At 46.0% G+C, this 13,758-nt stretch carries 16 protein-coding genes; 12 read left to right on the forward strand and 4 right to left on the reverse strand.

The genetic code is table 11. The features are described 5' to 3' along the window. Positions 1–9 precede the first annotated feature (9 nt). The 3 genes from ST37_RS03740 to ST37_RS03750 form a co-directional block, all read right to left on the reverse strand. The gene (locus ST37_RS03740; protein ID WP_084883911.1) at positions 10–216 is read right to left on the reverse strand and encodes a DUF1107 domain-containing protein; all 207 of its coding nucleotides are present in this window, start codon (positions 214–216) and stop codon (positions 10–12) included. A gap of 585 nt (positions 217–801) precedes the next feature. Then, the gene (locus ST37_RS03745; RefSeq protein ID WP_172400925.1) at positions 802–1,281 is read right to left on the reverse strand and encodes a YbaK/EbsC family protein; all 480 of its coding nucleotides are present in this window, start codon (positions 1,279–1,281) and stop codon (positions 802–804) included. Beyond that, on the reverse strand, positions 1,268–2,185 hold the full coding sequence (locus ST37_RS03750) for a hypothetical protein (RefSeq protein WP_084883914.1): 918 nt from the start codon (positions 2,183–2,185) through the stop codon (positions 1,268–1,270). The genes ST37_RS03745 and ST37_RS03750 overlap by 14 nt, the downstream gene beginning before the upstream one ends. A 212-nt stretch (positions 2,186–2,397) precedes the next feature. On the opposite strand from ST37_RS03750, the gene ST37_RS03755 reads away from it, so the two are divergent. Further along, positions 2,398–2,661, forward strand: a complete 264-nt coding sequence (locus ST37_RS03755) for a succinate dehydrogenase assembly factor 2 (RefSeq protein WP_084883915.1) — start codon at positions 2,398–2,400, stop codon at positions 2,659–2,661. A gap of 111 nt (positions 2,662–2,772) precedes the next feature. Here ST37_RS03755 and nadB read toward each other — a convergent pair whose 3' ends face one another. Further along, positions 2,773–4,383, reverse strand: a complete 1,611-nt coding sequence (gene nadB / locus ST37_RS03760) for an L-aspartate oxidase (RefSeq protein WP_084883917.1) — start codon at positions 4,381–4,383, stop codon at positions 2,773–2,775. Between the two features lie 228 nt (positions 4,384–4,611). On the opposite strand from nadB, the gene rpoE reads away from it, so the two are divergent. The 11 genes from rpoE to acpS all read left to right on the forward strand — a co-directional run bounded on the left by rpoE (position 4,612) and on the right by acpS (position 13,754). After that, positions 4,612–5,193, forward strand: coding sequence for an RNA polymerase sigma factor RpoE (gene rpoE / locus ST37_RS03765; RefSeq protein WP_084883918.1), 582 nt, complete (start codon positions 4,612–4,614; stop codon positions 5,191–5,193). A 90-nt stretch (positions 5,194–5,283) separates the two neighbouring features. After that, positions 5,284–5,898, forward strand: a complete 615-nt coding sequence (locus ST37_RS03770; protein ID WP_084883920.1) for an RseA family anti-sigma factor — start codon at positions 5,284–5,286, stop codon at positions 5,896–5,898. A gap of 3 nt (positions 5,899–5,901) precedes the next feature. Next, a complete protein-coding gene (gene rseB, locus ST37_RS03775) occupies positions 5,902–6,867 on the forward strand; it encodes a sigma-E factor regulatory protein RseB (protein WP_084883921.1) in 966 nt (321 codons plus the stop codon). Beyond that, the gene (locus ST37_RS03780; RefSeq protein ID WP_084883923.1) at positions 6,864–7,346 is read left to right on the forward strand and encodes a SoxR reducing system RseC family protein; all 483 of its coding nucleotides are present in this window, start codon (positions 6,864–6,866) and stop codon (positions 7,344–7,346) included. The genes rseB and ST37_RS03780 overlap by 4 nt, the downstream gene beginning before the upstream one ends. Positions 7,347–7,484: 138 nt before the next feature. Further along, the gene (lepA, locus tag ST37_RS03785) at positions 7,485–9,278 is read left to right on the forward strand and encodes a translation elongation factor 4 (protein ID WP_084883924.1); all 1,794 of its coding nucleotides are present in this window, start codon (positions 7,485–7,487) and stop codon (positions 9,276–9,278) included. A gap of 90 nt (positions 9,279–9,368) precedes the next feature. Then, entirely contained in the window at positions 9,369–10,265 is an 897-nt protein-coding gene (gene lepB, locus ST37_RS03790; protein ID WP_084883926.1) for a signal peptidase I, read from the forward strand. Positions 10,266–10,274: 9 nt separating this feature from the next. After that, entirely contained in the window at positions 10,275–10,952 is a 678-nt protein-coding gene (rnc, locus tag ST37_RS03795; protein WP_084883928.1) for a ribonuclease III, read from the forward strand. Beyond that, positions 10,945–11,928 carry a GTPase Era gene (gene era, locus ST37_RS03800; RefSeq protein ID WP_084883929.1) on the forward strand — a complete coding sequence of 328 codons (984 nt, stop codon included), beginning with the start codon at positions 10,945–10,947 and terminating at the stop codon, positions 11,926–11,928. Before rnc ends, era begins: the two co-directional genes overlap by 8 nt. 6 nt (positions 11,929–11,934) lie before the next feature. Next, entirely contained in the window at positions 11,935–12,648 is a 714-nt protein-coding gene (gene recO / locus ST37_RS03805) for a DNA repair protein RecO (protein ID WP_084883930.1), read from the forward strand. Beyond that, positions 12,645–13,373: a pyridoxine 5'-phosphate synthase gene (gene pdxJ, locus ST37_RS03810; protein ID WP_084883931.1), complete on the forward strand. Its 729-nt coding sequence runs from the start codon at positions 12,645–12,647 to the stop codon at positions 13,371–13,373. The genes recO and pdxJ overlap by 4 nt, the downstream gene beginning before the upstream one ends. Next, complete coding sequence (acpS, locus tag ST37_RS03815) at positions 13,374–13,754, forward strand: holo-ACP synthase (protein WP_084883933.1); 381 nt, start codon at positions 13,374–13,376, stop codon at positions 13,752–13,754. The last annotated feature ends 4 nt before the right edge of the window (positions 13,755–13,758 follow it).

Here is a 13,758-nt window from a genome sequence, read left to right on the forward strand (position 1 = left end):
CCAACTGATTTATGCGTATGCGAAGCGTAGGCGTTTTACTTCTTCGTTAACTTCTTTAACGGTTTTGTAGTCAAGTTGCTTAGCTTGCTTTGGCAAAATGAGTTTCCCTTCATCAAATTCAAATCGTCCGATTCCGTAGATATAAATACTGCCTTTAAATAGACGCATCACATGTTTCGCAATCAGCCCCGGAAGGTAACGTTTAAATTTTCTCATTATTATTGTCCTTATGTATTGCGGGTGCATTATAAACTCACACCAGTGACAGCTTTGTGACTGTTTTAGAGAAACTGGATTTTTCCTTATACGTATTGGTGATTTTGCGCGCTCGTCTTCGAAACCAATAAAAGGTACGCTGTTTAGCGTGCTTTGTAGCACAAAATTATATTTTTAGGATTGCACCACCGAATTTCAATGCGGGTATCCAAACTTTTGCGCTAAACAAAAGATTATCGTAAGTATGAATATAGACTAAGGTTCAGGTAAAAAAGTTCAATATTTGCGAAGAATTCATTGGATTGCATTGTTATGCAAAAAAAGAACCCACACAGAGGTGGGTCAAAAGTCACAGATGCATTACACAGAACAGCAGGATAACTTGAGTTATTAGTCATCTGCTGTGCTCGATAAGAATGAGATGCTCAAACAGAGTATCTTGGGCTTCCTAAAGAGTGAAATCACAATATATGCAGATGAATATTTATTCAATTTAAAACCAATAAAAATCATTGGTATGACCTGAGAGTAAGATCTCGATCGGTAACAGCATGAAATAATGCAACAGATGTCTCTACATTGAGATTATCGGACTGAGCTAACCAGTACGGGATGACCTAACAAACGGCACAGCTCTATAAGGTCTGCGTACTTAATGCCAATGCCTAATAGAGGATTGCCGCTACTAATGGTGATACTTTCTGCTAAGGCTATATGATGATCGAATACTCGGAAAACGCTTGTTGGCAGTAGTACTGGATTGACGGTGCCTAGGGCGTACCCACAGCGAGATTCCACATCCGTGGGGGCGACACAGGTGACTCGTCGACAATCAAAATGGGAGCGAACTGCTTGCGGAATTACGCGCTTTGTTCCGCGGGTACAGGCGAGATACAACTGATCATCCAAATCTCTCATCAATACACATTTGAGCATGCTGTCAGCAGAGATCCCGCGCGCTTGTGCAGTCTCTTCGATAGTTCGAGTCGAGTAAGATTGACTATGTAGGGTATAAGGAATCTGGTGGCGATCTAAGATCGCCACCAAAGGGTTATTCTTGCTCATCAAGTGTGTAAGGTAGCGTACCAAGTGTCCACAGAGTATCGGTACCAGCGAGGCGAAGTTGAGCATCAGTGGCGGTGTCATTGGCTAGAATAATGGTGGCGTAAGCCGTTTCTCCAACCACAACACATTCAATTAACTGCCCAGCACTGCGCCAATTTTCGCCGACTGCGCGTTCAAGCGATAATGGTTTAGTTGCGCCAGGGTCCATCAACCCAGTGACAATAAACAAGGCACGCTTATTGGTTCCTCTGTACTTTGCCCGAGCAACGGTCTCTTGACCCGTGTAACAACCTTTATCAAAGCTAATCCCACCTATGGCCTGTAGATTAAAGGCTTGCGGGATATGCTGATTTTGATTGTTCTCATCCACACGAGGAATGCCGTTGGCAATGTCGTGCTGTTGCCAAATGCCTTGCTCTACCAATGACAAAGAGTGCTCATCGATAAGTGATTGCAGACGTTTTTCTGTGCCAATGATGAGGGTTCTAGTGGCGTCGACGTTCACTGATTGAAGCTCTGCTGTTTTGTCTAGAGCAACAGGCTCATCTGCAATGATGCCCACTAACTCACTTTCAGACAGCACCATTTCTAAATTGGAAAAAACCGAATATTTTTTTAGCTCGAATAAGGCTTTCTCTGCGCCTAATCGAGGTAATAGCAATCCGTACCCATCGTCGATATGAAAAATCCTAAACAAGCTCCAGACTTTCCCTTTGGCGTCACAATGGGCACCGAATGTGAACTGATTAGCTTCGAGTGAAACAACATCACAGGTCAGTTGACCCTGCAAATACGATTTACTATCTGGGCCCGTTACAGTGATTAAAGCCCAATCTTTTAACCAAGTGGCACAAGGTGTGGTTAACGGGCTAGTGCTTATTTGGTTGTAATATATGTCGGTCATGATGTGCTTTCCTGCTATCGCCGTATTGTGGTGAGTGGTAAACCACTAAGATCATTAGCAACATGGTAATTAGCTTAAGCCCATTTGTCTAAAAGCTTTTTTTTGTACAGCTTTAATTTCTGTGACGTTAGGCGGTTTAACGCAGTGAAGCGATAGTGCAGTGGCAAACACCTTGTTACACTCGAAGGACTAACTTTGCCCAAGGAAGTGACATGTACAGTACAGAAGACAAAGCCCGTATTAAATGGGCCTGCCGTCGAGGCATGCTCGAGCTCGATGTGGTAATAATGCCTTTTTTTGAAGAGTGCTTTGAGTCGTTAACGGAACAAGAGCAGAAAGATTTCGTGTCGTTGTTAGAGTGCGATGATCCGGATCTTTTCACCTGGATAATGGGACACGGTCGCAGTGAGAATTTAGCTCACGCTTCAATGATCGATAAGATAGTCGCACACAATTTAAGCAAAGTTCGCTCTTAGTTAATCGCTTCTGAATTCCATTCACAGCGTACAAGCTAAGTGCGTTTGATCTCTCTATCTCATCTTTACATAGTGATAAAAAAACCACCGAAGTCGGTGGTTTTTTTAACGCTATTTTAGTTCTTTAGGGTCTAAAATGGTGGGCTTGCTGTCAGGCAGCTTGTCAGGGTAGTCCAGCGTATAATGCAAGCCGCGGCTCTCTTTGCGCTTCATTGCACAATGTACCATGAGCTCTGCAACCTGTAACAAATTACGCAGTTCTAACAAGTTGTTCGATACTTTAAAATTAGCGTAGTAATCGTGCGTCTCAAGCTTAAGCAGTTCGATACGTCTCAACGCTCTCTCCAAGCGCTTATCGGTACGTACAATTCCCATGTAATCCCACATAAACAAACGCAGTTCATGCCAGTTATGCTGAATAATAACTTCTTCATCCGAGTGAGTAACTTGGCTTTCATCCCATTGCGGCAAATTGGTTGGAGCCGGGATTTTATGCAGCTGACGCAAAAGATCATTAGCGGCTGACCAAGCATAAACAACACATTCGAGAAGTGAATTGGAAGCCATGCGATTGGCACCATGTAGACCGGTGTAGCTAACTTCGCCAATCGCGTACAGGTTGCGAATGTCTGTGCGACCAGATTGATTCACAATAACTCCACCACAGGTGTAGTGAGCCGCAGGTACCACAGGAATCGGCTCTTTGGTCATGTCGATACCCAGCTCTTTAAGCCTTTGATCTATGGTCGGGAAATGCTTTTGAATAAATTCGGCGGGCTTATGGCTGATGTCTAAGTACATACAATCGGCGCCAAGGCGCTTCATTTCAAAGTCGATAGCGCGAGCGACAACATCACGCGGCGCTAACTCTCCGCGCTCATCGAAGTCGGGCATAAAACGAGTGCCATCGGGACGCTTAAGGTAAGCCCCCTCACCGCGTAGTGCTTCAGTCAGTAAGAAGTTTCGTGCGTCAGGATGGAATAAGCACGTTGGGTGGAATTGGTTAAATTCCATATTGGCGACCCTACACCCTGCGCGCCAAGCCATAGCGATACCGTCACCGGATGAGACATCCGGGTTGGAGGTGTATTGGTACACTTTTGATGCGCCACCAGTGGCTAATACTACCGATTTGGCACTGATGGTCTCAACCTGCTCGCTGTCTCTATTCCAAACATATGCACCAATGACCGTGCCATCTTCTGCATCTGGATCATCTAAGATCAGATCTAAGGCGTTGTGACGCTCAAATATGGATATGTTGGGATGATTGATGACGTTGTCTTGGAGAGAGTATTGCATCGCCTTACCGGTAGCGTCGGCTGCATGCAAAATTCGTCTATGACTGTGACCACCTTCGCGAGTAAGGTGGTATTTGATCTCGGACTCGTCGCTATTTTCGATTTCATCAAAAGGCACGCCACCATCAATAAGCCACTGTACGCACTGACGAGCGTTTTCGGCTATAAATTCGACGGTTTGCTTTTCGCAAAGCCCTGCGCCTGCAACCAATGTGTCGTCAACATGTGATTCGACAGTGTCATCTTCATCAAATACAGCGGCGATACCACCTTGAGCATAAAACGTTGCGCCTTCGCTGCTCAATCCCTTGCTAAGAACGATAACCTTAGCGTTGTTGGCGACGTGTAAGGCCAAAGATAGACCTGCAGCACCGCTTCCTATCACCAGAACGTCACACTGGTGTCCTTGCGCTCGACTCATACTCACTCTACTTAGACATACTTAACCGAGAGATTATCCTTGGCGGTATATCTTCCCAAATAAGAAAGAGATAAGATTACCTCACATCCCATTGTAAAAAAAGTTCATTCAGTGGGAACTTTCGTCTAATCAATGAGTCATAATTAGTGCTCGACAGATCTAGTCGTCACATCGGGCCAATATTGATAATAAAAAATATAGCCCCGGAGCAGAGGAGTAACGGCTCGAATGAGCGAGCAATTGACCGATCAAGTTTTGGTTGAGCGTGTACAGCAGGGTGACAAACAAGCATTTAATTTACTGGTAGGAAGATACCAGACGAAAGTATGCAATTTGATAGCTCGATACGTCAATAATCCAAGTGATGTGCCCGATGTCGCCCAAGAGGTGTTCATTAAGGCCTATCGCTCAATTGGCTCTTTCCGTGGTGAAAGTGCTTTTTACACATGGTTATACCGCGTGGCTGTAAACACGTCGAAGAATCACTTAACCTCGGTGGGCCGTAAGCCGCCTGCCAGTGATGTCGATGCTGTCGAAGCAGAAAACTTTGAACTGGGTAGCAATTTGAGAGAAATAACGAACCCAGAGAACTTAACGTTGTCCAATGAATTGAAGCAGCATATTTTTGCTGCCGTGGCTGAGTTGCCAGACGATCTTAAAACCGCCATTACTCTTCGTGAGATTGAAGGTTTGAGTTACGAAGAAATTGCTCATGTCATGGAGTGCCCCGTGGGTACAGTTCGTTCACGAATTTTTCGCGCACGAGACGCGGTGGATAAACGCATCCAACCGCTGATGGAGCGTACTTAATTTGAGCCTTACCATTTGGTAGCTCGTGATTGATTCCTGTTTGCAAATGCTAATTTTGCGCATGAGTCTTTAAAGAACTAGGTGAATACAATGGCAAACAGAGAGCAAGTGTCCGCATTGATGGATGGCGAAAGCATTGATGTTGAGGTCATTCATGATCTTGAAAACGATGCTCAGCTAGGTCGCTCTTGGCAAAATTACCATGTGATTGGCGATACCTTACGGGGTGAAGAACCGCTTAATCCACAATGGGATATCGCAGCGTCTGTGGCCGCTGCACTTGAACAAGAGCCAGCACACAACCCTCATGCTCTCCGTGAAGAGCCATCTGTTGCAGCGGATCACCATATTGAGGAACAGCCGACGCCGAAGCAAGCGCGCTGGAATCGTCCTGTGTGGTTGTCTCAACTTGGGCAAGTCGCGATTGCTGCCAGTGTGTCGTTGGCCGTTGTTGTCGGTGTTCAGCAGTATTCTGGCATTGGCGGTGAAGACGCGGCAATAACACAACCACCAGTGTTGCAAACCGTTCCATTTGCAGGGACTGTTGAACCAGTGAGCTTGACTCAAGACTCTTTACGCAGCAGCGTTGAGCCACAACTCACCGAGCAAGAGTTAATGCAGCAACGCCAAAAAATCAATGCAATGATGCAGGACTATGAGTTACAACTGCGTTTCCTTTCCGGCGAGCAGGTGGTTACCGAATAATCTATGAAAACCCGCTTTATAGCTATTCTATTGCTCTTGAGCTCACTGCTTACCTCAGTTGTGCACGCTCAAGAGCCCTCTGCAGAAAAGCTGCTGCAGAGACTTAGTCAAGCCAGTCAAACTCTGAATTACGAGCTATCGTATATTCTTATCCGTAAAAACAGCATTGAGCCCATTCTTTATCGACAAGCTCGCGATATAGAGGGGGATAGATTGGCGCAACTCATCTATTTAAGCGGCCCTGTACGAGAAGTCATTCTGCGTGGCGGTGAAGTGAGTTACATCGAACCTGGTATTGAACCTTTTTCAGTTAAATCGACCAACATGGTGGCACCACTTATGCCAATGTTGAACGTTGATATTGACAGTCTAGCAAGCGCTTATGACTTTGTTGCAATGGGTAGAGCAAGAGAAGCCGGAGTATCGGCTCAAGTGGTTCGCATCGTTCCTAAAGATGGAAAACGCTATTCTTATGTGGTGTGGATCGATGAAAACTCTTATTTACCGATCCGTGGTGATCTTGTGGATCGAACCGGTGAAGTCCTAGAGCAATATCGAACGGTCGCTTTTACCGTTGACGATAAGCTTGCGGAGCTAATGGCTGGGTTAAAAGACGTTGAACTGCCGCCAGTATTTAAGCTGCCCAATAACCGTGTGAGTGATTCAAACTGGGTCGTCAATAACGTTCCTGTCGGCTTTGAAGCTAAGCCCCATACTCGTTATCGAATGCCTTTGACCAACAAGGTGGTTGAAAGCCAGATTTTTAGTGATGGACTGTTTCAGTTCTCGGTGTACATTACCGAGCAAGATAACCTCACACTGCGCAATCAGCTTGTGCGCCAAGGCCGTCGTACTTTCCAATCGCAGCAATTAGGGGATAAAGAAGTGATTGTTGTTGGGGACATCCCACCAGAAACGGCGAATGAAATCGCCCGTTCAGTCAGCTTTTCGGCGGTCGCTCAACCATGATGACGGCCGTAGCAACTGTGGCTGAGGTCAGTCGACAGCCACAAGGTTTTAAAGCCGTTCTATCGTGCCAGCAGCAAAGCAGCTGCTCAGGGTGTGCTTCCAAATCTAATTGTGCAACGGGCCAAGTGACAAAGGTTATTGGTAACCGAGAGCACTTGTGGACACTGTTAACCGACCAACCATTGCAGGTCGGCGAACAAGTTGAAATAGGCTTTCCAGAGTCTGAAATTGTCAAAAACGCGGCAAAAATGTACCTCATTCCTTTGCTAGCCATGCTGTTAGGCAGTGTATTAGCCAACCTTGCTTACCACTCAATGGGGGGGCAGGGAGAAATTGCCGCTATACTAGGTGGAGCGCTAGGCTTTGTTGGCAGCCTTTTGTGGCTAAAGCGAGGTTTTGCACATTCAGCCCAATCACGCTCTCAACAAGTCACATTGATTCGCCAGTTAGGCGCAGCCATACAAATCCATCAACCCTAAAAGCACCTTACTCACCGCGCTCAATACCAAAACCGATAGCGAGTCGTCTATTTTTTGGGTAGAATCTCGCAACTTGTACTAATTTGTCCTTTTGTTGGACTGATTTCACTTATCTATTGGAAGTTGTCACACCCTATTATGAAGCACATTCGTAACTTTTCGATTATCGCCCACATCGACCATGGTAAATCCACACTTTCGGATCGCTTGATCCAGGAATGTGGTGGTCTGAGTGCTCGTGAGATGGAAGCTCAAGTATTGGATTCGATGGACCTAGAGCGTGAGCGCGGGATCACCATCAAATCTCAAAGTGTGACTTTGGATTACCACGCCAAAGACGGTGAAACCTATCAACTTAACTTCATCGACACCCCGGGACACGTAGACTTTTCTTACGAAGTATCGCGTTCATTAGCTGCCTGTGAAGGTGCTTTGCTTGTTGTCGATGCTGGTCAAGGTGTTGAAGCTCAAACCTTGGCGAATTGCTATACCGCGATCGAAATGGATCTCGAGGTTGTGCCAATTCTCAACAAAATTGACTTACCCGCTGCCGATCCAGAACGCGTTTCTGAAGAGATCGAAGAAATCGTCGGTATTGATGCGATGGAAGCGACCCGCTGTTCAGCGAAAACGGGTCTCGGTGTCGATGATGTTTTAGAAAACATCGTTTCTTCGATTCCTGCTCCAGAAGGCGATCCAGATGCACCTCTTCAAGCGCTTATCATCGATTCATGGTTTGATAACTACTTAGGCGTTGTGTCGCTAGTTCGAATTAAGAACGGCAAACTGAAGAAAAACGATAAAATTAAAGTGATGAGCACTGGCCAAATTTGGGGTGTTGATCGCATTGGTATCTTTACGCCAAAACAAGTTGACACGGGCGGTTTAAATACTGGCGAAGTTGGCTGGGTTGTGTGTGGTATCAAAGATATCTTAGGCGCACCTGTGGGCGATACGCTGACGCTTGCTAAAGGCGGCAGTGACCAGGTATTACCAGGATTTAAAAAGGTAAAACCTCAGGTTTATGCAGGTTTGTTCCCTGTATCGTCAGACGATTACGAAAACTTTCGTGATGCGCTGGGCAAATTGAGCCTGAACGATGCGTCGCTATTTTACGAGCCAGAAAACTCAGCCGCACTCGGTTTTGGCTTCCGCTGTGGTTTCTTGGGTATGCTTCACATGGAAGTTGTCCAAGAGCGTCTAGAGCGAGAGTACGACCTCGATCTGATTACTACCGCGCCTACGGTAGTGTATGAAGTTGAGAAAACCGATGGCACAATACTGTATGTAGACAGCCCTGCTAAATTGCCAGCAGTCAACGATTTGAATGAAATTCGCGAGCCAATAGCACGTTGTAATATTTTGGTCCCATCTGACTACTTGGGTAACGTTATCACCTTGTGCGTAGAGAAGCGTGGCATTCAGATTGATATGGTATACCACGGTAACCAAGTGGCTATCACTTACGATATTCCTATGGCTGAAGTGGTACTCGATTTCTTTGACCGTCTCAAATCGACGTCTCGCGGCTACGCGTCATTGGATTATAATTTCCACCACTACATGACGTCGGACATGGTACGTGTTGATGTGATGTTGAATGGCGATCGTGTTGACGCGTTGGCAATTATTACCCACAAAGCACAATCACAGTCTCGTGGTCGATTGTTGGTTGAGAAAATGAAAGAGTTCATTCCTCGTCAGATGTTCGACATCGCCATTCAGGCAGCAATTGGTAACCATATCATTGCTCGTTCGACGGTGAAGCAGTTACGTAAAAACGTAATCGCAAAATGTTACGGCGGTGATGTTAGTCGTAAGAAAAAGCTATTGAAGAAACAGAAAGAAGGTAAGAAGCGCATGAAGCAAATCGGTAACGTCGAATTGCCTCAAGAAGCGTTCTTAGCGATCCTTCATGTCGGTAAAGATTAAACTTTTTGCTGCTAAATCGCTCTAAGGAAGTGAAAGGGTGAAGGCCCTTTCACTTTCGTATTTTTAGAACATGCTAAATAAGGGATTGGAATGGCCAATACATTTTCGCTGATCTTGGTAATAGCTACATTGGTTACCGGCATCGTATGGGCGTTGGAGAAATGGGTTTGGGGTAAAAAGCGTCTCGCAGAAGTCGAAGAAATTGAAGCTCAAACTACAGGGTTAGATCAAGAGACAAAGACCAAGCTGCTTGCCCAGCCTTGGTGGATAGAAAATAGCGTCTCTATTTTTCCTGTCATCGGTTTTGTATTGGTTTTGCGTTCATTTTTATATGAACCTTTTCAAATCCCTTCAGGGTCGATGATGCCTACTTTGCTCGTCGGCGACTTCATCGTAGTTGAAAAATTCACTTACGGGATAAAAGATCCTGTTTGGCGTAATCAACTGGTTGAAATGGGTAAACCTGAACGCGGCGACATCGTGGTGTTTAAATACCCTAAGCAAGAGAACATAGACTACATTAAGAGAGTGATTGGTGTTCCGGGAGATACTGTTGGCTACAACGCTCGTAAAGAGCTATGTCTGAAAAAAGCGGGTGAGACGACCTGTAATCCTTTGGAGCTCAATAACGTTAAAGAGAGTCCATACTCACTTAATGGTGTGCCGCTGGCGCAACTGGATGAAAAAATTGATGACAACCAGCACCAGATCCTAATCAACCCATTGCGTCGTTACAGCACTAGTGACTACTTCCCGAGAGCTGGAACCAATCAATGGGTTGTGCCTGAAGGACAGTACTTTGTGATGGGTGATAACCGTGATCACAGTGCTGATAGCCGCTACTGGGGCTTTGTACCAGAGGCTAATTTAGTCGGTAAAGCAACTGGCATTTGGATTAGCTTTGAATTTGAACGTGGTGGCGACAGTATTCTGCCGTCATGGATACCTACGGGTGTTCGTTTTAGCCGCATTGGTGGAATAGACTAGCGAGAGAAAATGACCTCGACATTAGATAGACTAGAAAGACGGATTGGGTATCAGTTTACTGATATCAACCATCTTGAAATGGCGCTGACACACCGCAGCGCCAGCGGAAAACACAATGAACGTCTTGAGTTTCTGGGCGATTCAATTTTAAGTTTTGTCATTGCTGATGACTTATACCATCGTTTCCCAAAGGTGAATGAAGGCGACATGAGCCGCATGCGTGCGACACTTGTTCGTGGTGACACTTTGGCGGAACTTGGTCGTGAGTTTGAGCTTGGAGACTACTTAAAATTAGGTCCAGGTGAACTTAAAAGCGGTGGTTTCCGCCGTGACTCGATCCTTGCAGATGCCATTGAAGCAATCATTGGTGCTGTTTACTTAGATAGTGATACCGAACAGGTACAGCGCATTGTGTTGAAATGGTATCAACCTCGGTTAGATGCCATTCAACCTGGCGTGTCACAAAAAGATCCGAAAACGCGTTTGCAAGAGCATTTGCAATCGCAACGAATGCCTTTACCTCAGTACGATGTGACTAAGATAAAAGGCGAAGCGCACAATCAACAGTTTACTGTCACGTGTGTTGTTGCTGGCTTAGAGAAGCCAGTTGTAGGTATCGGAACCAGTCGACGCAAAGCGGAACAAGCAGCGGCTGACCAAGCTTTGGAGCGCTTAAGCCATGTCTAAGCACCAAGATGACGAACAAGAGTTTGATCTCGACGCATACTTCGCAGAGCAAGCAGAACCCAAGAAAAGTGATCCACAGGATCAGCACTGTGGCTTTATTGCCATTGTAGGTCGACCAAATGTCGGTAAATCTACGTTGCTCAACCAAATCTTGGGTCAAAAACTCTCCATTACATCGCGCAAGCCTCAAACCACACGCCACCGTATTATGGGTGTGGAAACAGAGGGTGATTATCAAGCGATTTACGTGGATACCCCGGGATTGCACATTGAAGAAAAGCGCGCCATAAACCGCTTGATGAACCGAGCGGCAAACTCATCGTTGAGTGATGTCAATTTGGTGCTCTTCCTTGTGGAAGGTACACACTGGACGGCTGATGACCAGATGGTGCTGACGAAGTTGGCTAAGTCCAATTTCCCAGTCGTATTGTGTGTCAACAAGGTGGATAACGTTAAAGACCGCAATGACGTCATGAACCACATGCATGAGTTGTCTCAAAAAATGCAGTTTGTAGATGTGGTGCCTATTTCAGCCAAACAAGGCAAGAATATTGACGTACTGCGTAAGCACGTTCGTGATCATTTGCCTAAAGCCACGCACCACTTTCCAGAAGAGTACGTGACCGATCGCTCGCAGCGTTTTATGGCTTCAGAAATTGTCCGTGAAAAGTTGATGCGTTTTACTGGCGAAGAATTGCCTTATTCAGTGACCGTTGAAATTGAGCGTTTTGATTACAACCCTGAAACCGATGGGTTTCATATCAACGCGTTAATTTTGGTTGAGCGTGATGGCCAGAAGAAAATGGTTATTGGCAAAAAAGGCGAAAAGATCAAAACCATTGGCCGCGAAGCACGCTTAGATATGGAAGAGCTGTTTGGTCGTAAGGTGTATCTAGAAACTTGGGTTAAAGTGAAATCTGGATGGGCCGATGACGAACGTGCATTGCGCTCACTAGGGTACATTGACGACCTTTAAACGCCTATGAGTGATGGATTACAGCGCTGCTTCGTATTGCACCGACGTCCTTATACTGAAACCAGTTTAATTCTGGATGTGTTCAGTGAAGAGTTTGGTCGCGTCACGCTGTTGTCCAAAGGCGCTCGTAGTAAGCGCTCCCAACTCAAAGGAGCGCTGCAACCTTTCACCCCATTATTGTTAAAGTGGGGTGGGCAAGGTTCGATGAAAACCCTACGTCAATGTGAACCCATTAGCCTTGGATTACCTTTGTCTGGTATTACGTTGTACTCTGGCATGTATGTCAATGAATTGCTTGGGCGAGTACTGGCCAAAGAAGTCCCTTTTCCCGCACTATTCCATGACTACTTACTTGTTCTCACTGAGTTAGCCGCCACCGAAAATCCTGAACCTGCATTACGACGATTTGAGTTAGCTTTGCTATCCGCTATGGGCTACGGCGTCGATTTTTTGCATTGTGCTGGAACTGGCGAGCCTATCGATCCCGATATGACGTATCGCTTTCGAGAGCAGAAAGGGTTTATCGCCTCTATCAAAATGGATCAGATGACCTTTAAAGGTGATGAGCTCATCGCAATTAGTGAGCGACGTTTTACGACCCCTTCTCAACTTAAAGCTGCTAAACGCTTTACACGCATGGCGTTAAAGCCTTATCTTGGCGGTAAACCATTAAAGAGTCGCGAGTTATTTATCCCTCGCGCACGGAGTTTAAATCAATGAATCCAATTTTTCTTGGGGTCAATATTGACCATATTGCAACTTTACGTAACGCTCGTGGAACCAAGTACCCAGATCCAGTCCACGCAGCCGAAATTGCGGAGCGCGCTGGAGCAGATGGCATTACTATTCACCTGCGTGAAGATCGTCGCCATATCCTCGATCGTGATGTACGTATTCTTCGCGAAACCATTCAGACGCGCATGAATCTTGAGATGGCAGTGACCGACGAAATGGTGCAAATTGCGTTGGATACTCAACCTGAGTTTGTGTGTTTGGTACCAGAAAAGCGTGAAGAGTTGACCACTGAAGGTGGCTTGGACGTAGCCGGTAACTTAGAACGCGTTAAAGCAGCAACCAAAACTCTGTCGGATGCTGGCATTAAAGTGTCTCTGTTTATCGACCCTGATAAAGCTCAAATTGATGCGGCAAAAGCGTGTGAAGCCCCTTTTATAGAGCTTCACACTGGTCACTATGCAGAAGCGACTAGCGAAGAGCAGGCGCAAGCTGAATTAAAAAAAATCGCCGCCGGTGCCAGTTATGCCGACGACCTTGGTATCATAGTTAATGCTGGTCACGGTCTTACCTATCACAATGTTGCTCCAATTGCGGCACTGCCTGAGATTTATGAACTTAATATCGGTCACTCCATTATGGGACGAGCGGTATTTGACGGTTTAAGTAAAGCGGTTGCCGATATGAAAGCGATCATGGATCAGGCGCGCTAAGTGGCCATTCTCGGCTTGGGTACTGACATTGCCGAAATAGAGCGAGTGCAAAAAGCGCTCGCTCGCACAGGCGATCCTTTTGCTCGTCGAATACTGACGGAGCAAGAGTGGCAAACTTTTTGTCAAACCAAGCAGCAAGCCAAGTATCTAGCCAAACGTTTTGCGGCCAAAGAAGCCGCGTCTAAAGCGTTGGGAACTGGTATTGCAAAAGGGGTCAGTTTTCAAGATTTCGATACCCGCAATGATGAGTATGGTAAACCGCTGCTCGCCTTGAGTGGTGAAGCACTAAAACGTGCGGCTTCAATGGGGGTGAACCATGTTCACCTTTCCATATCTGACGAGCGCCACTATGCCGTGGCGACGGTAATACTAGAATCTTGATGCC

This window comes from Vibrio sp. qd031 (assembly GCF_002100145.1).
GTDB lineage: Bacteria > Pseudomonadota > Gammaproteobacteria > Enterobacterales > Vibrionaceae > Vibrio.